A 20,247-nucleotide genomic window follows, 5' to 3' on the forward strand; every position below is an offset into this window, starting at 1 on the left:
TTCATGTTGGTGGAATCTCGCTATTGTAAAGCATCAGCGCGCGCTGGCGACGCCGACCACAACATCTGCCAATGCGCTGGCGGCCTCGCCCGTCTTCTGGGCCCGGGCCGCCTCGATCATCTTCGCGCGCACCGTCCCATCGTCGACGAGCGCGAAGAGCTTCTCTTTGAACTCCTCACCGCCCAGCGCATCGTCGGGCATCATGAAGGCCGCACCGGATTCCACCCAGGCGAGGGCGTTGGTGGTCTGGTGGTCGGCCGTGGCGTAGGGGTACGGCACGAGCAGCGCCGGAATGGCCAGGGCCGAAATCTCGGCGAGGGAGGTCGCGCCGGCCCGCGACACGATGGCATCGGCCGCCGCCAGGGTCTCCCCCATGCGGTCCTGGTATCCCATCAAGTGCCAGCGTCGCGCCTCATCGGGCGCAAGCGCCAGCGCCCCGGTGACGGCGTCCAGCTCCTTAGGGCCGGTGATGTGCACGATGTGCAGGTTCGGACGGGCGAGCAGCTCGTCTTTGAGCGCCACGAGCGCCTCGTTGATGTGGCGGGCGCCGAGCGAGCCGCCGAAGACGAGCAGCATGAAGTCGTCCTCGGCCAGATTGAACAGCGCGCGGCCGGCAACGCGGTCGGCCTCGATGACCGAGCGGCGCACGGGGTTTCCCGTCACCGTGACCGGGGCGGCAGTGGGCAGACTCGCCGCAGAGCCCTCGTAGGTGAGGCACACCGCGCTCGCCTTTTTGGCCAGGTACTTGTTGGCCATGCCGGCCACGGAGTTCTGCTCGTGCAGCACCACGGGCACGCCGGTCTTCTCGGCGGCGCGGGCCACCGGGATGCACACATAGCCGCCGAAGCCCACGACCACATCGGGCTTGATCTCGCCGAACCACTTCTTCGCCTTGCTCGTGGAGGCGGCAATCTTGGCCACGCCCTTGGCGAGCGAGGCGGGATGCGCGCGATCGAACCCGGAGGCCTCGAAGGCCGCAAACGGAATGCCCGCCGCGGGTACCAGACGCGATTCCACGCCCGCGGGAGTGCCGGCGAAGCGCACGTCCCACCCGCGACTTTCCAGCTCCTCGGCCAGAGCCAGGGCGGGATTGATGTGGCCGGCGGTGCCGCCACCGGACAGAACTGCCAACATAGGTTACCTCCTTGGGTTCGAGCGGCCCGACGTTCCCGCCCGGCCCGAACGGTTGGTGCGGCCCGACCGCGCCCGAGACGGGGCCGGTTCCTGGCGCACGAGCCGCAAATCGGCCCGGCGCTGCTCGTAGACGGAGGGCGCAGCCGGCGCCGCGGACACGGCGAGGATGAGCCCCACGAGGATAAACGACGCGATCATAGACGTGCCGCCCGCGGAGATGAAGGGCAGCGGCTTTCCCGTGGTGGGAAACACCCCGATGACGCAGGCGATATTGAGGAACGCCTGGAAGACGAGCATGACCGTAGCCCCGCCGGCGATCATGGAACCGATGTCGTCGCTGGCGCGCTCGGCAATGGCCAGCCCCGCGTACAGCACGCAGAAGAACAGCCCGATGACCGCAAGCGCCCCCACCAGCCCCAGTTCCTCGCCGATGACGGCGAAGATGAAGTCGCTCTCCGAGGCGAACAGGTACTGGAACTTCTCATGGGAATTGCCCAGACCCACCCCGAAGATGCCGCCCTCGGCGAGCGCATAGTAGGAGCGGATGATGTTGTAGCCGGTGCCGTAGCCGTCGTTCCCGTCGTTCCACGGGTCCATGAACACAAGACGGTCGGAGCGATAGCCCGTGCCGAAGATGGCGACTAGGCCGCCCACCACCGCTACCCCGAGGCAGGCGAAGATCACCTGGCGCGACACGCCGCCCATCCACATGACCGCGAGGATGCCCACGAAGCAGATGGCCGTGGTGCCCAGATCAGATTGGGTGCGGTACATGATGGCGACGGGCACGATAATGAACAGCAGGGCGCGCACCATCGTGGCGCGACTTTCCACCAGCCCCGCACGCCAGTCGACGATGAGGCGCACGGCCACCAGGATGAAGGCGATCTTGCAGAACTCCGAGGGCTGCAGGCCGATAGGGCCGATGTAGAGCCAGCGCTTGGCTCCGTAGTTGGCCGTGCCCACGAACCACACGGCCAAAATGAGCAGCAGCGCTACGGCCCACACGATCCACACCGCAGGCCCCACCCAAAAGCGGTAGGGAATGACCTTCCACAGCACGAGCGCCGCCACGACGCCCAAGGCCACATAGACCAGCTGGTCGGTGAAGAAATCCGACGCGGGCTTGCCGGCATCAAGCGCTTTGACCATCGAGGCGGAATACACCATGACGAGCCCCACGAGCACAAGGGCGAGCACGCATAAGAGCAGCAGAATGCGAGGCCCCTGACTGGAGGGGCCCGCAGAAGTCGCACTATGTTGGGAGCGGCGCGGCAAAGGCTAGCTCCTCGCCGCGCGATCGGCCACGAGCTTTTTGAACACGTCGCCGCGCTCTTCGAAGCAGGAGAACTCGTCGAAGGACGCACAGGCCGGCGAGAGCACGACCACATCCCCATCGGCTGCCAGGGACAAGGCCGCATCCAGGGCCTCTTCCATCGTGGCCGCAGAAAGCACCGGGGAAATCTTCGAATCCTCGAAGGCGGCGAGGAAGCGCTCGCGGGCCTCGCCGAAGCAGACCACGGCACGCGCGTTCTCCTCGCAGGCCGCCACGAGCGGGGTCAGGTCGGTGCCCTTGTCGCGGCCGCCCAGAAGCACGATGGGCTTCACGGGCAGAAAGGCCGAAAGCGCCACCAGCGTGGCGTCCACGTTGGTGGCCTTGGAATCGTTGTAGCAGGCCACGCCGTCCACCAGCCCCGCCGGCTCGATGCGGTGCTCAAGCGGCCGGAAGGACATGAGCCCTTCGGAAACCGCCGAGGCCGTAGCGCCCAGCACCAACGCGCAGCTGGCGGCGGCCAGGGCGTTCTGCTGGTTGTGGCCGCCCTTGATCTGCAGGTCGTCCACGAACACCAAATCGAAGAGCTGGCCGTCCCAGGCAACGGACAGCCGCCCGCCGTCGCCCCGGATGGCGGCGTTCTCAGAACCGCAGGCAGCACGCATATCGCCGCCGGCGCCGGCGGCCGTGCCGATGGGAATGTACGAAAAGCCGAAGCCGCCCGCGGCCCGCGTCTCGCGAATCTTCGTGCGCACGGCATCATCGCAGGCATTAAGCACCGCCGTACCGCCCGTTTGGGCGAGGTTGGCGAGCGCCTTCCACTTGGCCGCGGCGTAGGCCTCAAGGCTGCCGTGCCAGGAAAGGTGGTCGGGGGTGATATTGAGCACCACGGCCACATCCGGCGCGAACAGGCGCGTGGAGGCCAGCTGGTAGCTGGACACCTCGGCCACGTACACATCGGTGGCGCCGGCGGCCACGGCCGCGATGCAGGTCTCGCCGATGTTGCCCACAGCCGCCGCGTTCATGCCCGCTGCGCGCAGCAGATGGCATGCAAGCGCCGTCGTGGTGGTCTTGCCGTTAGTACCCGTAATGGCCACCCAGCGCGATGCGGAGGCGCTCTCGCGCCAGGCGAACTCCACCTCGCTGATCACTTCGGTCGATGCCGCCTTGGCGCTGAGGTAGAACGGCGCGTTCTCGGAGATGCCGGGGCTTGCGATGCACACGTCGTAGGCGCCCTCGATGACCTCGTGGTCGAAGAGCACCGTGGCGCCGCGCTCGCGGGCGCCCTCGGCCCAGGCACAGGCGGCGTCGTTGGGCGCACCGGCGGCCACGGCCAGAGATTCCACGCGATCGCCCAGAAGATCGAGGCAGTAGTCGGCCGCCGCCGTTCCGGACTTCCCCAGACCCAAAACGAGCACGCGCCCGAGACAGGTCGGGGCGTGCTTCTTTCCGGCTATCAACGAGGTGGCGCTCTCAACCATAGACTACACTCCCAACGTCGCGGCGAAGTAGAGCACGAAGCCGCAGGCGGCCAGCATGCCCGACACAATCCAGAAACGCACGACTACCTTCGTCTCGGACCAGCCCTTCTTCTCGAAATGGTGGTGCAAAGGCGCCATGAGGAAGATGCGCTTCTTCGTCTTTTTGTAGTAGAACACCTGGATCATGACCGAGAGGGCCTCGGCCACGAACAGGCCGCCGATGATGATGACGACGAACTCGGTCTTGGTGACCACGGCAAGGCAGCCGAGGGCCATGCCGAGGGCCAAGGAGCCCGTGTCGCCCATGAAGATGTCGGCCGGGTGCGAGTTGAACCAGAGAAAGCCGATGCAGGCACCGGCCAGAGCGCCCGCGAACAGGGCCGGCTCCAGCACTCCGGCGCGGAAGGCGATGGCGGCCATGACAAGCATGACGACCATGACCGTGCCCGCCGCCAAGCCGTCTAAGCCGTCGGTGAGGTTCACGGCGTTGCACAGGCCCACGAGCAGGATGAGGCAGTAGACGAGATAGAGCCACGGGATGGAAAAGCCGTCCCCGATGGGCACGACCGTCGTGGCCACGCCCAAATCGATGGTGGCCACGAAGGGAATCTCCACCGTGGGCTCAATGCCGATGAGGTTCACGGCCAAAAGCACAAAGATGGCGGCGATGAGGAACTGCCCTACGAGCTTCGCCTTGGGCGTGAGGCCCAGCGAGCGCTCGTGCGCCACCTTCGAGGCGTCGTCGATGAGGCCGAGCACACCGGTGAGCACCGTGGCACCCAAAAGCAGCCACAGCTCGGCCGTGGGCGCGCCCACCGAGGCGAGCAGGGTGAAGGCGATGACGGCGATGAGCATGATGACGCCGCCCATGGTGGGCGTGCCCTGCTTCACCAGATGGCTCTGGGGGCCGTCGGCGCGCACCTGCTGGCCGATGTGGCTCGTCTTCAAGAAGCGAATCCAGGCGGGCATGAGCACCATGGTGATGACCATGGCCATGGCCACGCCGAGAAAGATCATGAACGTCGGGTATGCGGAGAACAGAGAGAACATTAGTTGACCAATCCTTCGACAATACGGGTAAGTCCCATGAAGTGCGACGCCTTCACGAGCACGGCATCGCCCGGCTCGAGCAGCACATCCAGCTCCTCAAGCACATCGGCGATAGTGGCTGCGCGGCTGATGCGCGCGCTATCCATGCCGGCGGCCTCGGCCCCCTCGGCGATATGCTGCGCGAGCTCGCCCACGCAGATGAGCCGGTCGATAGGGTGAGAGGCCGCGGCGGCACCGACGCCTTTGTGGCAGGCCTCGGCGAAGCTGCCGAGCTCGCCCATGTCGCCGAGCACGGCGATGCGGCGGCCCGCCACTTCGGTGGCGGCGAACGTGGCGAGCGAGGCCCGCATGGAATCGGGGCTCGCGTTGTAGGCGTCGTTGATCACGGTAAAACCGCCCCGGGCCGCGATGACCTCCTGACGACCCGGCTCCGGCACCGAGGCGCCGAGGGTCGAGGCGATGGTGGCCAGATCGAGCCCGAGGGCATAGCCGACGGCCGCGGCGGCACAGGCGTTGTCCACGTTGTGGGCACCGGTGAGGGCCAAAGCGCACGGCACGCGCTCGACGGTGGCGAACAGGGCGCCCTCGTCGTGGTCGGCCGCATCGCGCGCGCACAGCGTGAAGCAAGGGCGCCCCTCGGCGTCCAGCGCCACATCCTCGGCCCAAACGGCCTGGTCGCACCCGGCGCTCTCGCGCTCGGCCGCCTCACGGGCGGCGGCATCGGGGTGGCCCGTGAAGCCGGTGACGGCGACAGCGCGCTCGCCCAGCCGCGCCCGCTCAACCATGACGTCCGTGAAATCGTCGGCGATGTTCACGAAGGCGCGGCCCGTACCAGCGGGCAGGGCCTCGAAAAGCTCGGCCTTGGCGCAGGCGATGTTCTCGCGGCTGCCCAGAAGCTCGATATGGCTCTCCCCCACGTTCGTGACCAGGCCCCAGGCAGGGCGCACGAAATCGCACAGCTCGGCAATTTGCCCGCGTCCGCGCATGCCCATCTCCACGACCACCACGGCCGTCTCGGGATCGGCGGACAGCAGCGTGCGGGGAACGCCCAGCTCGTTGTTCTGATTGGCTTTGGTGGCCGCGACCGAGCCGTAAGCGGCGCACACATCGCGCACGAGGTTCTTCGTCGTGGTCTTGCCCACCGAACCCGTCAGGCCGATGACGCGCCCGTGCAGATGCCCGCGCCAAGCGCGGGCCAAGTCGGTGATAGCGCTGGCCGTGTTGGGCACTTCGATGATGGCGGCCCCCAGCTCCTTGGCCAGAAGGGCGCAGGCATGCGAAGGGGCGTCGGTCACCAGCGCGCCCAACGCGCCGGCGCGCAGGGCCGCTTCCACGAACTGGTGCCCATCGACGCGCTCGCCGGGCAGGGCCACGTAGAGCCAGCCTGGCTGCACCTCCCGCGAATCCCAGGTGACACCCGTCATAAGGGCGCTGGGGTCGATAGGGTCTACGAGGAACTGTCCGCCGGTGTAGGCGGCAATCTGTTTTGCGTTAAGGCGCACGCCGTATCCTTTCGCCTAAGCGTTCTCCGCCTCGCCGAAGGCGCGCACGAGCTCTTCGGCGGCGACCACGCGGTCGTCGAAGGAGAGCACCTCGTCGCCCACGAGCTGGTAATCTTCGTGGCCCTTGCCCGCAAGCAGGATGGCATCGCCGGGCTGGGCAAGCTCGATGGCCGCGGCGATGGCGGCGCGACGGTCGGGTTCGACGGCGAAGCGCTCGGTATCCTCCATGCCGGCCACAATGTCGGCAATGATGGCGTCGGGATCCTCGTGGCGCGGATTGTCGCTCGTGACCACGGCGTAGTCGGCGCCCAGCGCCGCGGCGCCCATGATGGGACGCTTGCTGGCATCGCGATTGCCGCCGCAGCCGAAGACCACGAGGGTGCGGCCCTGTGACAGCTCTTTGATGGAGGCGATGGCCTTGGTGAGCGCATCGGGGGTGTGGGCGTAGTCGACGTAGATGGAGATCGGCGCATCCACCTCGGTGCGCACCTGCTCCAAGCGACCGGGAACGGCGGGCATGGTGCCCAGGGCCTCCACGATGGTCTGAACGGGAATGCCGAGGGAGAGCGCACAGCCGAAGGCGGTCATGACGTTTTCCACGTTGAAGCGCCCCACGAGCGGGTACGTCACCGGGACGCGCTGGCCGCGCACCTCCAAGACGACCCGGGTGCACGTGGCCTCGTAGGTCACTTCCACCGGGTGAATCTGGGCCGACACATCAAAGCCGGTGGTGATGACCTCGTCGCCGGCGGCGGTGCAGCGGCGCAAAAGCTCGCGACCCCATGAGCCGTCCACCGAGATAACGCGGCGGGCCGGGTAGTCCTTCGAGAACAGCAGGGCCTTGGCCTCGAAGTAGTCGTCGAAGGTATGGTGGTAGTCCAGATGGTCCTGGGTGAGGTTCGTGAAAGCCGTTACGGCGAAGTTCGTTCCCCAGGTGCGCTTCAGATCCAGCGCATGCGAGCTCACCTCCATGGCCACCACCGTGCAGCCCGCCTCGGCCATGCGGGCGAAGAGCTTCTGCAGGTCGGGGGACTCCGGCGTGGTGCGCTCGGCATGCTCCATCTCGCCGGCGATCTTGTTGCCCACGGTGCCGATGACGCCGCAGCGGTTGCCCGCCACCTCGGCGATGTGCTCCACCAGATAGGTCGTAGTGGTCTTGCCGTTGGTGCCGGTGATGCCCACGAGCGAGAAGTCGCGGGAGGGGTTGTCGTAGTAGTTGGCCGAGGCGTAGGCCATGGCCTTGCGGGAGTCGGACACCACGACCTCGGTGACGTCGGTGGCGTCGGCCAGGTACACCTTGCGCTCGACCACCAAGGTCGTGGCGCCCCGGTCGATGGCGTCTTGGGCGAAGCTGTGGCCGTCCACAACGGTGCCAACGATGCAGAAGAACATGTCGTTCGGCTTCACCTCGTTGCTGCGGAAAGCGAGTCCTGCCACCTCCTCGCTCCCATTGCCGATGATCGTGCAATCCATCCCTTGGAAAAGCTCTGCGCAGGTCTTGGTCATGGCGTTATCGTTCCTCTAATTCGACACGTTCGACGTGATGTTGTACTGCTTGACTGCGTTTTCCATTATATCGTTGAAGATCTTGGTGGTCTGGCGCATGGCGTAAACCTCGTTGGCTCCTACAAAACAAACTAAATTGCTCGACGACTGGTCGATGAAGCCGCAGAAGCCGATGTTGTACACCTCTTTCTTGTAGCCGCCCTCCTCCGAGGCGATCTCGGCGGTAGAGGTCTTGCCGCACACCTCGAAGCCCTCGATATCGGCAGCCGCGCCGGTGCCGTCGGTGACCACCGAGCGCAGCATCGAGCGCATGTCGGCGAGCGCTCCCTTGTCAACGCCCACGTCCTCGCTCTCCCACTCGGCCACTTCTCCGCTCTGGGGCTTCGAGATAAGGAAGTGCGGGGTCACGAGCGTGCCGTCGTTGGCGATGGCGGCGTAGAAGCGCACCATCTGCAGCGGGGTCACGGCAATGCCCTGGCCGAAGCTCACGTTGTAGCCGGTGATCTTGGCCCATTGGTCGAAGTCCAGCACGTTGCCGCCGGCCTCGCCGGGGTAATCCACGCCCGTGGGCTCGGTGAAGTGGAAGCGCTTGATGTTGTTGTAGAAGTACTTGAAGTCCGCCTGCTCGGTGGCCAGCGAGATCCCCACATTCGAGGAGTGGTTCAAGATCTCGCGCAGGGAGTAGGTCGCCCCGTCGCGCTCGTGGGAGTCGGAGACGTCGTAGTCATCGGCGGAGATGGAGCTCGGGCAGAACATGGTGTCCTCAGGGCCCATGGTCCCCTGCTCCAGAATGGTGAGCGCCGAGACGGACTTGAAGGTAGAACCGGGCTCGTAAGCTTGGGTAATGGCCTTCACCGACTCGCTGCCCACCTCCGATGAGGACATATCGGCCGGGTTCATGTAGGGCAGCGAGCACGCGGCGTAGATCTCGCCGGTAGCCGCGTCCATGACGATGGAGCTGCCCTCTTCGGTTTCCAGGTCCTTCACGCCCTCGGCCAGGGCCTGTTCCACCGTATCCTGCATCTTGATGTCCAGCGACACCATGATGTCCTGGCCGTTGACGGCCGGCTGTTCCTCCTTCACGCCGCCGGGAATGGGGAACCCCTGCTCGCCGCGCTCGCCCACGTAGACGCCGGGCGTGCCGGAGAGGATGTCGTTGTACTGCAGCTCAAGGCCGGTGATGCCCTCGCCGTCCACGTTGCAGTAGCCGATGACCTGGCCGCCGATGGCCCCGTTGGGGTACTCGCGGCGCGTGTCGGCGATGAAGTAGATGCCGTCGAGCCCAAGCTCGCGCACCGCCTCGGCCTTGTCGACGTCGGCCTGACGCTTGATGTAGACGAACGTAGTGGAAGGTGTGGCCAGAAGGTCGCGGTAGTCGGCCACTTCCCCGCCCAGCACCGAGGCCAGCGCGGCCGCCTCGGCCGCCGGGTCGGTCACTTCCACGGGATTCGCGTAAATGGTCGTAGCCTCCACCGAGGTGGCGAGCACGATGCCGTTGCGGTCGTAGATGGTGCCGCGGCGCGGCGTGGTCTCGAAGCTCACCGTGCGGGACTCCTCGGCCATGGCCGAGTACTGATCGGCCACGAGCACCTGCAGAAACACCAGGCGCAGGAAGAACACCGCGGCGATGGCGGCAAAGACCAGAAGCAGCACCTTGGCGCGGCCGGACACCGAGGGCATGGCCGCGTCGATGGCGGCGCCCACGCCCGTCCGCGCAGGGCGGCCGTAGCCGCCGCGGGCCGAGCCCCGGCCGGCGCGACGGCAGTCGTTGCGGGAAGAGAACCCCGGCGCCGAGGCGGGACGACCATAGGAAGCCCGCTCTCGCCCGGAACGCGAAGAAGCCCGGCTGCTTCGCGCCAGGCTGAGGTCGCGGCTTCGGCGCTCGACGCGCCCGTTGTAGCGGCGGTTGTCCATGGCGCCTACTGACTCGCCAGCCGGGCCACAGACTCCGACAGCGACAGGCTGCCGGCACCGTCGGTGGCGACGATGTCGGGGGGGAGAACGATCTGGTCGGTCATGTCGGATGTGGGGGCCGCCATGCCGAGCGCGGTGGCCTGGGCCTTGATGCGCGAGGGGTTGGCGAGCACGCTTTGGGACACTTCCAAATCGTTGCCCTGGGCGCGGGCCGCCTCAATGTTGTTCTCGATGGCGCGCGTCTCCAAAGCACAGGAGGCCGCCGCCGAGGTGATGGCCACCCGGGCCATGGCGATAAGGGCGATGACGATGCAAACGACGGCGCAAACCTTCGCCAAGGACAAGGCCGCAGCGGAAATGCCCTCGGCCTGGGCCCGGGCGCGGCGGCCGGCACCGGGCACGACTGAGATGGACGGCTCGTCGTCGAAGGCGAGCTGCTCGGCGAGGGAGGTGGGCACGTAGCGCGCGCCGCGATAGCCCGCAGCCGGCGAGGACGAGCGCCCGCGGGGCGTGCGCCCATAAGAAGTGCGGCCGGCGCCGGGGCGTGTCGCGTTGTGCGTGTAAGACGTAGCGCCCACGGGGCCCTCCTCACTAGTCGATCTCTTGCGTCTTAAGGCTTAACAAGCCCGATGACAGCGTCCTCGGGCTTGTTCAAGTTTCTGTCGTTTACCGGCCTCCCCTAGCGCTTGCGCGCCACGCGCAGCTTGGCGCTGCGCGAGCGGGGGTTCCGCTCAATTTCCTCCGCGCTCGGAAGCAGCGGCTTGCGGGTGATCAAATCGAGTACCGGCTGCTTGCCGCACACGCACACCGGAATGTCCGGCGGACAGGTGCAGCGGTCCGCAAACGAGGCGAAGGTGTCCTTCACGATGCGGTCTTCCAAAGAGTGGTAGCTGATCACCGCGATGATGCCGCCCGGATTAAGCCAGCGAACCGCCGCGTCAAGGCCGCGACGCAGGACGGTCAGCTCCGAGTTGACTTCAATCCGAAGGGCTTGGAAGGTGCGCTTGGCGGGATGTCCCCCGGCGCGCCTTGCCGAGGCGGGAATGGCCGCCTTGATCACGTCGACCAGCTGGCCACTCTCTTCGATAGGGGCTTCCGCGCGCGCCTTCACGATGAAGTCCGCAATGCGGCTCGCCCATTTCTCGTCCGAGTAGCTGCGAATGATCCGAGTGAGATCTGCTGCGTTGTAGGTGTTGACGATCTCTTCTGCGGTTAGGGTTTGTTTCCCCGGATCCATCCGCATGTCAAGCGGGCCGTTCTCCTTGAAGGAGAAGCCGCGTGATTGCGTATCTATCTGCACCGACGAGACGCCCAAATCGAACAGGATTGCATCGATTCCGGGAATCTCGCAGGATGCGAGCAAGTCGTCGAGGTCTCCGAAGTTCCCGCGCAGAAGCGCGAGAGCGGGCCGTGCGTCCTCGGGAATCGTCTCCAGTTTCGCGGCGGCCTCGGTCAAGGCCACCTCGTCCTGGTCGACGCCGATGAGCAGGCCCTCGGCGCCCAATGCCTTGGCCGCCTCGAAGGAGTGCCCCGCGAAACCGAGCGTCGCGTCCACAAACACCGGATGATCCGATAGCTTGAGGGCGTCAACGCACTCGGTGAGAAGAACAGGTATGTGCCGGTATTCGCTTGTCACGGTTCTCTTGCCTCGCCTCTTAGCTGTAGAACAGCCCCAGATCGACTTCGTCGCTCATGGACTTGAAGCGGTCAGCATCCCAGATCTCGAAGCGGCCCGTGTTGCCCACGACCACGACCTCTTTGTCGATGCCGACGGCGGCTCGCACCTCCGGCGACAGCATGATGCGCCCCGAGGCGTCCACCTCGACATCGCGGGCGCGGCTCTTGAGCACGCGGCGAAGCTTGACGTGCTCGCGGTCGGACTCCTTGTACTCGCCGAACCGATCGATAAACAGCTTCTCGACCCATTCGTTGAAATCGGGCGTCTCGAACACGTACACGCACTCGTTGGTCAGCTCCGGCGTCACCACGAGATCTTTGGAAAGAACCTTGCGGAACTTCGCGGGAAGGGCCATGCGTCCCTTGCCATCGACTTTGAAATGGAATTCGCCGTTGAGGTCTACCTCGTGACGAGGCAGCTCGGGCGTTCCTTCATTGTCGGCAGCTTGCGGCACGGCTTCCTTTCCCCTGCTGCGTTTTGAGTGGGATTTGATTTCGTGTGTAGTGCGTTTCGAAATCCCGCTCGGTCGTTTTCCACGTTCTGCATATTACCCCACTATCCCCCACTTCGCAACATTTTCTCCCACTTTTGGCCCATTTTCGCCCCACTTGTTACCCTCAAGATATGGAAGCACTACGGGAGGAATAGCGAGTACTTTCCCATATATTGTATTAGTATTGAGGTATTGAGCACACGGGGCACTAGATATGCCAAGTCATCACGCGCGGTGGGGCGGAGTGGGGAAAGGGGACCGGGGCTCCGAGACTGTGAACGAGATTTGAAGAGCCGCGCCGTTCGCGCCGCCAAGCGGCTACAATGGCAAAGAGATGAGAGCCCCGCGTCGTGCTGCGCCTCGCGTCCCGCGCGATAAAGGCCGCAGAGGCGGGGGCGAGCGAGAGGAGCCCCGTGTTCGAATTCGAGAACGCCCTAGACGAGTATCTGTCGCACCTGCGCATCGAGCGGGGCGCCTCCCCGCGCACCGCCGAGGCCTACCGGCGCGACCTGGAGGGCTATCTCGCCTTTCTGGACGGCGAGGGCGTGACGGACTTTGCGGACGTCAACCGCGATAACGTGGCGGCTTTCGAGAAGAGCCTCGTGGAAGAAGGGCTTTCCACCGCCACCGTGCGCCGCCGCATCGCCGCCGTGCGCGGCTACCATCGCTTCCTTGTGCGCGAAGGGCTCACCGAGGCGAACCCGGCCGATTCCGTGGACATCCCCAAAGCCGCCGACCGGTTGCCCGACGTGCTTTCCATCGAGGAAGTGGGCGAGATGCTGGATGCCTTTGTGGGCGAGCGCCCGAGCGACTTGCGCGACCGGGCCATTTTAGAGGTGCTCTACGGCTGCGGCCTGCGCGCGAGCGAGTGCGTGGGGCTCAACATGGACGGCGTCAATTTCGACGACGGCTTCCTGCGCGTGTTCGGCAAGGGCGCCAAAGAGCGCATCGTGCCCATTGCCGGCGCCGCCGAGAGGGCCTTGCGCCAGTATCTGGCCGAGGGGCGCCCCGCCCTGGCCCTCAAGGCCGCCTCCCCCCGCGCCGATGATCTGGCCGCGGTGTTTTTGAACCAGCGGGGAGGACGGCTCGGGCGCCAGAGCATCTTCAATCTTGCGCGCAAGGCGGGGCGGGTTATAGGGCGCTTCGATCTGCACCCCCACACCCTGCGGCACTCCTTTGCCACCCATATGCTGAAAGGCGGCGCCGACCTGCGCGTCTTGCAGGAAATCTTAGGACATGCCGACATGTCCACGCTGCAGGTGTACACGCACCTCGACCGCACTCATCTTCACGAGGAATACGCCCACGCCCACCCCCGCGATACCATGTAGCTATTCGCCGGCGGTGAGCTCGCCGGCAAGCGGGACGAGCATGCGGGCGGCCACATCGGACGCGGAAAGCTTTTGGCCGAGCAAGTGCATGAGCTTGGTGAGCGCCGCTTCGAACGTCATATCCCCGCCCGAGACGACGCCGGCTCGCACGAGGGCGTCGCCGGTGGCATAGCGCGTGTCCTCCACGCCCCCGGCGGGGCACTGCGTCACATTCACAATTACGCGACCCGCCTCGACCACCTGGGACACCGCGCGCACGAACCACGGCTCGGTGGGCGCATTGCCCGCGCCGAACGTGCGCAGGACGACCGCCTTGGCCCCGGGGATTTCCAACTGCGAACGCAGCACGGCCTCGGTCATGCCCGGATAGAGGAAGGCCACCGAAACGGCATCGTCCATGGCAAGAGCCGGGCGCAGCAGCGTGCCCGGCTCCGGGCGCGCGAGCAAGCGCTCGCGAAAGACGATGTGCAGATCCATCTCGGCCAAGGGCGGGTAGTTGAACGACTCGAAGGCACCGAAATCCGTCGAGCTGACCTTGGTGGCACGGTTGCCCCGCCACAAGCGCCGCCCGAAGGCGATGGCCACCTCCTGCACCTGAGGCTCGCCCGCAGCCGTGCGCGCGGCGGCAATCTGCAGGGCGGCAATGAGGTTTTCCGTGCCGTCTTCGCGAATCTCGCCGATGGGCAGCTGGCTGCCCGTGAGAATCACCGGCTTTGCAAGGTGCGGCAGCATGAAGGAGAGCGCCGAGGCGGTGTAGGCCATGGTGTCGGTGCCGTGCAGCACCACAAAGCCGTCGCACTCCTCGTAGCGCTCGGCGATGATCGAGGCGATTTCCGCCCAGTGGGCCGGATTCATGTTCGACGAATCGATGGGCTCCATCTCGACCAGATCGACATCGTAGCCGAGGCGGGCGAGCTTCGGCACGTTTTTCATGAGGTGCTCGAAGCTGAAGGGCACCAAAGCGCCCGTAGCCAAATCCTCGGTCATGCCGATGGTGCCGCCCGTGTAGATGAGAAGAATGCGCGGAGTCATAGCTAGCCCCTTCGACGTCGGAACCACGACGCGCGCGTGGCGGGTACCTTCTTACGGTGCAGCGTGGCGCGGCGGAATATCTCCGAAAGGAAATCCTTGGCCGCATGGGCGCCGTGGGCCACCTTCGGCGTGAGGTCGGCCTCGTTGGCCGTCTTCCAATCGTAGTAAACGGAAAGATAGCGCAGGAAGACCACCGTGAACACGCAGGCCAAAGCCGCCAGCACGAGCGGAGCCGACGCGAAGGCCATGGCCGCGAACACGAGCGCCCCGGCCGCCCCGGCCACCGCATAGAAGTTCGAGCGTTGGAACACGCCGGGGGTCTCCCCCACCGATATGTCGCGCAAAGCGCCGCCGCCCACGGACGTGAGCGCGCCCAAGATGACCACCATCACAAACTCCTCGCCGCACTGAAAGGCCTTGTTGGCGCCGGCCAGGGCGAACAGCGCCACCGACAGCGCATCGGCGAAGAACAGCAACTGGCCCGAATGGCGGAACAGCCCGCGGAAATAGAACACGAACACCGCCAGGCAAATGCAAACGAGAATGACGCCGGGGAACTCCATAAAGTAGACGCCGTCGTCCTGCAAAAGCAAGTCGCGGATGATGCCGCCGCCATAAGCGGTCATCAGGCCCAGCACAATCGTGCCCACGATATCGAGCTTGCGGTCGCACGCGAACATGGCCCCGGTGATAACGCCCACGGCCACGCTGAAGAAGTCGGCCCCGAAGGGCACCGTGAGCGCGGTGCCGTCGGCGAAGAGGTGCTCCATGGCGTGTTACTTGTGGTAGAAGCGATGCTGCTCGTACTTCGGCTCGCAGCACACGTTGATGCCCAGCGTCTTGTAGAGCTTCTCGTCGGCCGCCGAGATGATAACCGAGAAGTAGGCGTCGCAGCCCCGCAGCTTATCGGCGTTGTCGATGAGCTTCTCTGCCAGCGGGTTGTGCACCGAGCTGACGGAAAGCGCCAGCAGCGTCTCGTCGGAATGCAAGCGCGGGTTGTGGCTCTTCAAATGCTCGGTCTTCAAGTGGCAGATGGGCTCGAGCACGTCGTCGGAGATAACGTAGAGCTCGTCATCGACCCCCGAAACGCCCTTGAGCGCGTTCATGAGCAGCGCCGATGCCGCGCCGAGCAGATTGCCCGTCTTGCCCGTGACCACACGCCCGTCCGGCAGCACCATGGCGCCGGCAGGACCGCCGGTCATCTCTTCCTTGAGCAGGGCCGCCGAGCGAGCCGGCGACAGATTCTGGTTGATGCCCGCCTGGTTCATGAGCAGCTCTATCTTCTTCAGAGCCTCCTCGCCCACACCCGTGCGCTTGATCTCTTCGGCGGTCTGGAAGTAGCGGCGCACGATCTCGTTGTTGCCGGCCTGGCGGCAGACCTCGTCGTCGGAGATGGCCAGACCCGCCATGTTCACGCCCATATCCGTGGGCGACTGGTACGGGCACTCCCCCGCGATGCGCTCCATGGTGGCGCGCAGCACCGGAAAAATCTCCACGTCGCGATTGTAGTTCACCGTGGTCTCGCCGTAGGCTTCCAGATGGAAGGGGTCGATGATGTTGTCGTCGTCCAAATCGGCCGTGGCCGCCTCGTAGGCGATGTTCACCGGATGGGTGAGCGGCAAGTTCCAAATGGGGAACGTCTCGTATTTGGCATAGCCGGCGGTGATGCCCCGCTTGTGCTCGTGGTAGAGCTGCGAGAGGCAGGTGGCCATCTTGCCCGAGCCGGGGCCCGGGGCGGTTACCACCACGATGGGGCGCTCGGTTTCGATGTACTCGTTTTTACCGAAGCCCTCGTCGGAGACGATGAAGTCGATATCGTTGGGATAGCCCGGAATTGAGTAGTGCAGGTAGCTCGTGATGCCCATGGCCGTCAGGCGCTTGCGGAACACGTCGGCATCGGGCTGGTTGGCATAGCGGGTAATGACGACCGAGCCCACCTTGAAGCCCATGGAACGGAAGATATCCATGAGGCGCAGCACGTCCTCGTCGTAGGTGATGCCCAAGTCTCCGCGCACCTTCGAGCGCTCGATGTCGTTGGCGTTGATGGCGATGACGATCTCCACATCGTCTTTCATAGACTGCAGCATGGAGATCTTCGTGTCGGGTAAAAACCCGGGAAGCACGCGCGAGGCGTGGTAGTCGTCGAAGAGCTTACCGCCGAATTCGAGGTAGAGCTTGCCACCGAATTGGTCGACCCGCTCGCGAATGCGCTCGGCCTGCAGCTCGATGTACTTGTCGTTGTCGAATCCAATGCGCATGGGCGGCACTCCTTTTCACGACGCGGATTCCACTGCCGGCGCCGTTTGCCTGCGGCGCCCCGATAACCGATTCAGTATAGCGCACCGCGCCGCATCCCCTCGCGGGGATTCGGCGGCTTCCTTCGGCCCAGAACGCCAAAAGGCCCGCGCGGCGTGCACCGCGCGGGCCCAAAGATCGGCAAAAGGGTTAGCGAGCGCTTAGCACTTGCCCAGCTCGCACTTGAGCTCCTCCTCGTCCTTGATGGACAGCGAGGTCTGCAGAATGTCCCCGCCGAAGGGACGCATGGCCTCGGCGAACTTGTCCTCGGTCATGGAGCTGACCACCATGAACACGGCCGCCTCGTCCTTTTGGGTCAGAAGGTTGCGCACCCGGTCTTGAAAGTCCTCATCCACGCCGCGCTTCACGAAAAATCCCGTGAGCGCGCCCAGACCCGCGCCGATGGCCGCGCCCCAGAAGGGGATGAGGAAGATGAGGCCGAAGAGCATGCCCCAAAACAGGCCCCACACGGTGGAGTTGCCGATGGGCTGACCGGGTGTCACCACATCGAACTTGCCGTTGTCGCGGCGGGCGACCACGGCCACCGACTGGAGGTTCACGATAAAGTCGTTGCCGAGGTTCAGCACCTCCTGGTAGGCCTCCTTGGCCTTCTCCTCGGTGGGATAGCCCAAAACAAGCAGTGTAGACATACATGCGTCCTTTCTCTCGAAACAAGGTTGACGCCCAGTCTAAAGATGACCCTCCCGCAAAGGGCTGCGCGCACGGCATCCGTCATCGCTCGATGGATGCGCCGTTGTCAGACTGTCACGCACCGCCGATGTGCCGCTCCCTGTGTTTCAGGCTCGTTACATTCCGTACGCGTTTCCCGCTGGAAACATTCGCGGCGCATTATGGGACAACGTTGGGAGAGGCGCCGGCCGCCTGTCCCGGCGTATTTTTATGCCCAGGGAGCCCTGCGGGGCGAAAGGAGACCGCGTCATGGCCAAGCACATATTCGTTACTGGGGGCGTCGTCTCCTCGCTCGGCAAGGGCATCACGGCCGCCTCGCTCGGCCAGCTTCTGAAGGCCCGTGGCTACAAGGTGACCATGCAGAAGATGGATCCGTACCTGAATGTGGACCCGGGCACCATGAGCCCGTTCCAGCACGGCGAGGTGTTCGTCACCGAGGACGGGCACGAGGGAGACCTTGACCTCGGCCACTACGAGCGCTTCATCGACGAGAACCTCTCCCGCGAGAGCAACTTCACCCAAGGATCCATCTACCAGACACTTATCGCCCGCGAGCGACGCGGCGACTTCCTCGGCGGCACCGTGCAGGTCATCCCGCACGTGACCGAAGCCATCAAAGAGCGCATCCGCCGCGCAGCCGAGCAGTCGGGCGCCGACATCGTGATATCCGAGATTGGCGGCACCATCGGCGACATCGAGGGTTTGCCCTTCATCGAGGCGGCGCGCCAGTTCAAGAAGGAGGCAGGGCCGGGCAACGTGCTGTTCGTGCACGTGACGCTCGTGCCCTACATCGCCGCGGCCCACGAGGTGAAGACCAAGCCCACGCAGCATTCCGTGAAGGAGCTGCGCAGCCTCGGCGTGCAGCCGGACTTCATCGTCTGCCGCTCGGACCACGAGATAGAAGATAGCGTGCGCGAGAAGATCGCATCGTTTTGCGATGTGGACACCGACGATGTGCTCGCCTGCCCAGATGCTCCCTCCATCTACGAAGTGCCCGTGAGCCTCTACGAGCAGGGTTTCGATATCTCGGCCCTGGCGAAGATGGGGCTTGCGCCCCGGAAGATCAAGCTCGCGCCTTGGCGCGCCTTCCTGAAAGCCAAGGACGCTTGCGAAGGCGAGCTGGATATCGCCGTGGTGGGAAAATACGTGAGCCTGCCCGACGCCTACCTTTCCATCAACGAAGCGCTCGTGGCAGCAGGCATCGCCCACGGTCGCAAAGTAAACGTCCACCTCATCGACGGCGAGGAACTCACCGCCAAGAACGCCGCCGAGGTGCTGGGCGCCATGGACGGCATCCTGGTGCCCGGCGGTTTCGGCCAGCGCGCTTTCGAGGGGAAGATTGCCGCCGCCCGCTACGCCCGCGAGAACAACGTGCCGTTCTTGGGCATCTGCCTGGGACTCCAAGCTGCCGTGTGCGAGTTCGCTCGCGACGTGTGCGGCCTGGAGGGCGCCACCTCCGCCGAGTTCGCCGAGGACGCGCCTGCGGACGCACCATTCGTCATCGACCTCATGCCCGAGCAAGAAGACGTGGAAGACAAGGGCGGCACCATGCGCCTGGGCGCCTATCCCTGCAAGGTGGTGCCGGGCACCCGGGCGGAGGCGGCCTACGGCGAGCCGGTCATCTACGAGCGCCACCGCCACCGCTTTGAGGTGAACAACGCCTACCGCGACAGGCTCGTGGAGGCAGGCCTTGTGATTTCCGGCCTCTCACCCGACGGACGCCTCACCGAGATGATAGAGCTGCCCGACCACCCCTTCTTCGTCGCCAGCCAGGGCCACCCCGAGTTCAAGAGCCGCCCCACCAACCCCCACCCCCTCTTTAAAGCTTTCATAGGTGCCGCCAACGAACGCGAGAGCGCACAGGCAGAATAGCAGGCTGTGACATTGGGCGCCGGAAAAGGTACTCGCAGATCGCTCCGCTTTCCCCTTCGGCGCCCAATGCCAAAAGCGGCTCCTCTCCCTTTGTCCCTCTGTGGCGAGCGGAGGGACAAAGGGAAGACACTATAGCTGACTTACGGGAAACTCTCCAATCCGAGTAACGCCATCTATCTCATACACGGGAATGTAAACGGTCATAGCCTCATCGACTTCATAGATCATTTCCACAAGCGTATCCTTCTCGATGGCACGCACTCGCGCCATCGAGTCATCAGCTGAAACGCCAAGAGCATCTTGCATCTTTGCCGATGGCACGCTCTCAGAGCAGAGTCCGTACGCAAGGGCAAGCTCTGCCTCCTCAATTGAGTAGTCGAATCTTTCGTCTCGGTCGTTCATCTTCTCGAGGAGAAGCCCGCTTGCCATCTCTCTTCGCTCTTCTTGGGAGATCAACAACTCGTCGACGCCCTCGTCTGCATGCGATGCCTTATCGAGGTCGACCTTCAGCACATACCCCTCTTGGCCATTGGTAGCAACTGCCTCAATGAGATCTGGCTCAGCTTCAGAGCTCTCCGCATCGAAGGCAGTACCGTACGTCTGCCCGGCCTCGTTCACAAGAAACTCCCCGCGATCGACCATTCGCCCCTCTTTATCGCCAGCAAACGCAAAGCCCCCGCACAACGTAAGACAGAATGCAGCAAGCACAGCAACAATTGTCAGTACGAAATGATTAGAGCGAGTTATATTGATTATTCTCATTTCTGTAACTCCTTACTTAAGCGTCCGGAACGGGGAAGCAGGAACCTGTATCGTTCCTGTGAGTGCGGTGTCCCCGACAAAAGCCATTTGCCCGTAGGAGCAAAACCGCCCGCTATTGTCGCTGTAAGTTACTGACACCGAAAAGGGGTTAGCGTAGGTTATGCTTCGACTGTTCGCACTCCAACTTCCAGTTTTGACGAGTTTCATATTCTGGTTTGCAGCTCGAGCTCGCAA

Annotated in this window: 17 protein-coding genes; 2 read left to right on the forward strand and 15 right to left on the reverse strand. The window is 64.6% G+C overall.

Annotated features, from left to right (window positions below):
• Positions 1-33: 33 nt before the first annotated feature.
• The 10 genes from murG to VJ923_RS00175 form a co-directional block, all read right to left on the reverse strand.
• Positions 34-1,134, reverse strand: coding sequence for an undecaprenyldiphospho-muramoylpentapeptide beta-N-acetylglucosaminyltransferase (murG, locus tag VJ923_RS00130; RefSeq protein ID WP_326437284.1), 1,101 nt, complete (start codon positions 1,132-1,134; stop codon positions 34-36).
• Positions 1,135-1,137: 3 nt separating this feature from the next.
• Complete coding sequence (locus VJ923_RS00135) at positions 1,138-2,412, reverse strand: FtsW/RodA/SpoVE family cell cycle protein (protein ID WP_326437285.1); 1,275 nt, start codon at positions 2,410-2,412, stop codon at positions 1,138-1,140.
• A 3-nt stretch (positions 2,413-2,415) separates the two neighbouring features.
• Entirely contained in the window at positions 2,416-3,888 is a 1,473-nt protein-coding gene (murD, locus tag VJ923_RS00140; RefSeq protein WP_326437287.1) for a UDP-N-acetylmuramoyl-L-alanine--D-glutamate ligase, read from the reverse strand.
• A gap of 3 nt (positions 3,889-3,891) precedes the next feature.
• Positions 3,892-4,938, reverse strand: coding sequence for a phospho-N-acetylmuramoyl-pentapeptide-transferase (mraY, locus tag VJ923_RS00145; protein WP_326437289.1), 1,047 nt, complete (start codon positions 4,936-4,938; stop codon positions 3,892-3,894).
• Positions 4,938-6,440 carry a UDP-N-acetylmuramoyl-tripeptide--D-alanyl-D-alanine ligase gene (locus VJ923_RS00150; RefSeq protein ID WP_326437291.1) on the reverse strand — a complete coding sequence of 501 codons (1,503 nt, stop codon included), beginning with the start codon at positions 6,438-6,440 and terminating at the stop codon, positions 4,938-4,940. Before VJ923_RS00150 ends, mraY begins: the two co-directional genes overlap by 1 nt.
• Positions 6,441-6,455: 15 nt before the next feature.
• Entirely contained in the window at positions 6,456-7,946 is a 1,491-nt protein-coding gene (locus VJ923_RS00155; RefSeq protein ID WP_326437293.1) for a UDP-N-acetylmuramoyl-L-alanyl-D-glutamate--2,6-diaminopimelate ligase, read from the reverse strand.
• A gap of 15 nt (positions 7,947-7,961) precedes the next feature.
• On the reverse strand, positions 7,962-9,860 hold the full coding sequence (locus VJ923_RS00160; protein ID WP_326437295.1) for a peptidoglycan D,D-transpeptidase FtsI family protein: 1,899 nt from the start codon (positions 9,858-9,860) through the stop codon (positions 7,962-7,964).
• Between the two features lie 5 nt (positions 9,861-9,865).
• Entirely contained in the window at positions 9,866-10,438 is a 573-nt protein-coding gene (locus tag VJ923_RS00165; protein ID WP_326437297.1) for a cell division protein FtsL, read from the reverse strand.
• A gap of 101 nt (positions 10,439-10,539) precedes the next feature.
• Positions 10,540-11,496 (reverse strand): 16S rRNA (cytosine(1402)-N(4))-methyltransferase RsmH, encoded by a 957-nt coding sequence (gene rsmH, locus VJ923_RS00170; RefSeq protein WP_326437299.1) that lies wholly within the window; start codon positions 11,494-11,496, stop codon positions 10,540-10,542.
• Positions 11,497-11,515: 19 nt separating this feature from the next.
• The gene (locus tag VJ923_RS00175) at positions 11,516-11,992 is read right to left on the reverse strand and encodes a division/cell wall cluster transcriptional repressor MraZ (protein WP_326437301.1); all 477 of its coding nucleotides are present in this window, start codon (positions 11,990-11,992) and stop codon (positions 11,516-11,518) included.
• A 452-nt stretch (positions 11,993-12,444) separates the two neighbouring features.
• Between VJ923_RS00175 and VJ923_RS00180 the strand changes: the two genes are divergently transcribed.
• Positions 12,445-13,362, forward strand: a complete 918-nt coding sequence (locus VJ923_RS00180; RefSeq protein WP_326437303.1) for a site-specific tyrosine recombinase — start codon at positions 12,445-12,447, stop codon at positions 13,360-13,362.
• Here VJ923_RS00180 and VJ923_RS00185 read toward each other — a convergent pair whose 3' ends face one another.
• From VJ923_RS00185 to VJ923_RS00200, 4 genes are all read right to left on the reverse strand, one after another.
• Positions 13,363-14,394: an asparaginase gene (locus tag VJ923_RS00185; protein WP_326437305.1), complete on the reverse strand. Its 1,032-nt coding sequence runs from the start codon at positions 14,392-14,394 to the stop codon at positions 13,363-13,365.
• A 2-nt stretch (positions 14,395-14,396) separates the two neighbouring features.
• Positions 14,397-15,164 carry a trimeric intracellular cation channel family protein gene (locus VJ923_RS00190; protein ID WP_326437307.1) on the reverse strand — a complete coding sequence of 256 codons (768 nt, stop codon included), beginning with the start codon at positions 15,162-15,164 and terminating at the stop codon, positions 14,397-14,399.
• A 6-nt stretch (positions 15,165-15,170) separates the two neighbouring features.
• On the reverse strand, positions 15,171-16,652 hold the full coding sequence (locus VJ923_RS00195; protein ID WP_326437309.1) for a DUF1846 domain-containing protein: 1,482 nt from the start codon (positions 16,650-16,652) through the stop codon (positions 15,171-15,173).
• 198 nt (positions 16,653-16,850) lie between these two features.
• On the reverse strand, positions 16,851-17,339 hold the full coding sequence (locus tag VJ923_RS00200) for a DUF1269 domain-containing protein (protein WP_326437311.1): 489 nt from the start codon (positions 17,337-17,339) through the stop codon (positions 16,851-16,853).
• Between the two features lie 289 nt (positions 17,340-17,628).
• Here VJ923_RS00200 and VJ923_RS00205 point away from each other — a divergent pair, with 289 nt between their 5' ends.
• Positions 17,629-19,251, forward strand: a complete 1,623-nt coding sequence (locus VJ923_RS00205; protein WP_326437313.1) for a CTP synthase — start codon at positions 17,629-17,631, stop codon at positions 19,249-19,251.
• A 129-nt stretch (positions 19,252-19,380) separates the two neighbouring features.
• On the opposite strand, the gene VJ923_RS00210 is transcribed toward VJ923_RS00205, so the two are convergent.
• On the reverse strand, positions 19,381-20,013 hold the full coding sequence (locus tag VJ923_RS00210) for a hypothetical protein (RefSeq protein ID WP_326437316.1): 633 nt from the start codon (positions 20,011-20,013) through the stop codon (positions 19,381-19,383).
• Positions 20,014-20,247 lie beyond the last annotated feature (234 nt).

Origin of the sequence: Adlercreutzia shanghongiae, from assembly GCF_035830635.1 — a bacterium.
GTDB lineage: Bacteria > Actinomycetota > Coriobacteriia > Coriobacteriales > Eggerthellaceae > Adlercreutzia > Adlercreutzia shanghongiae.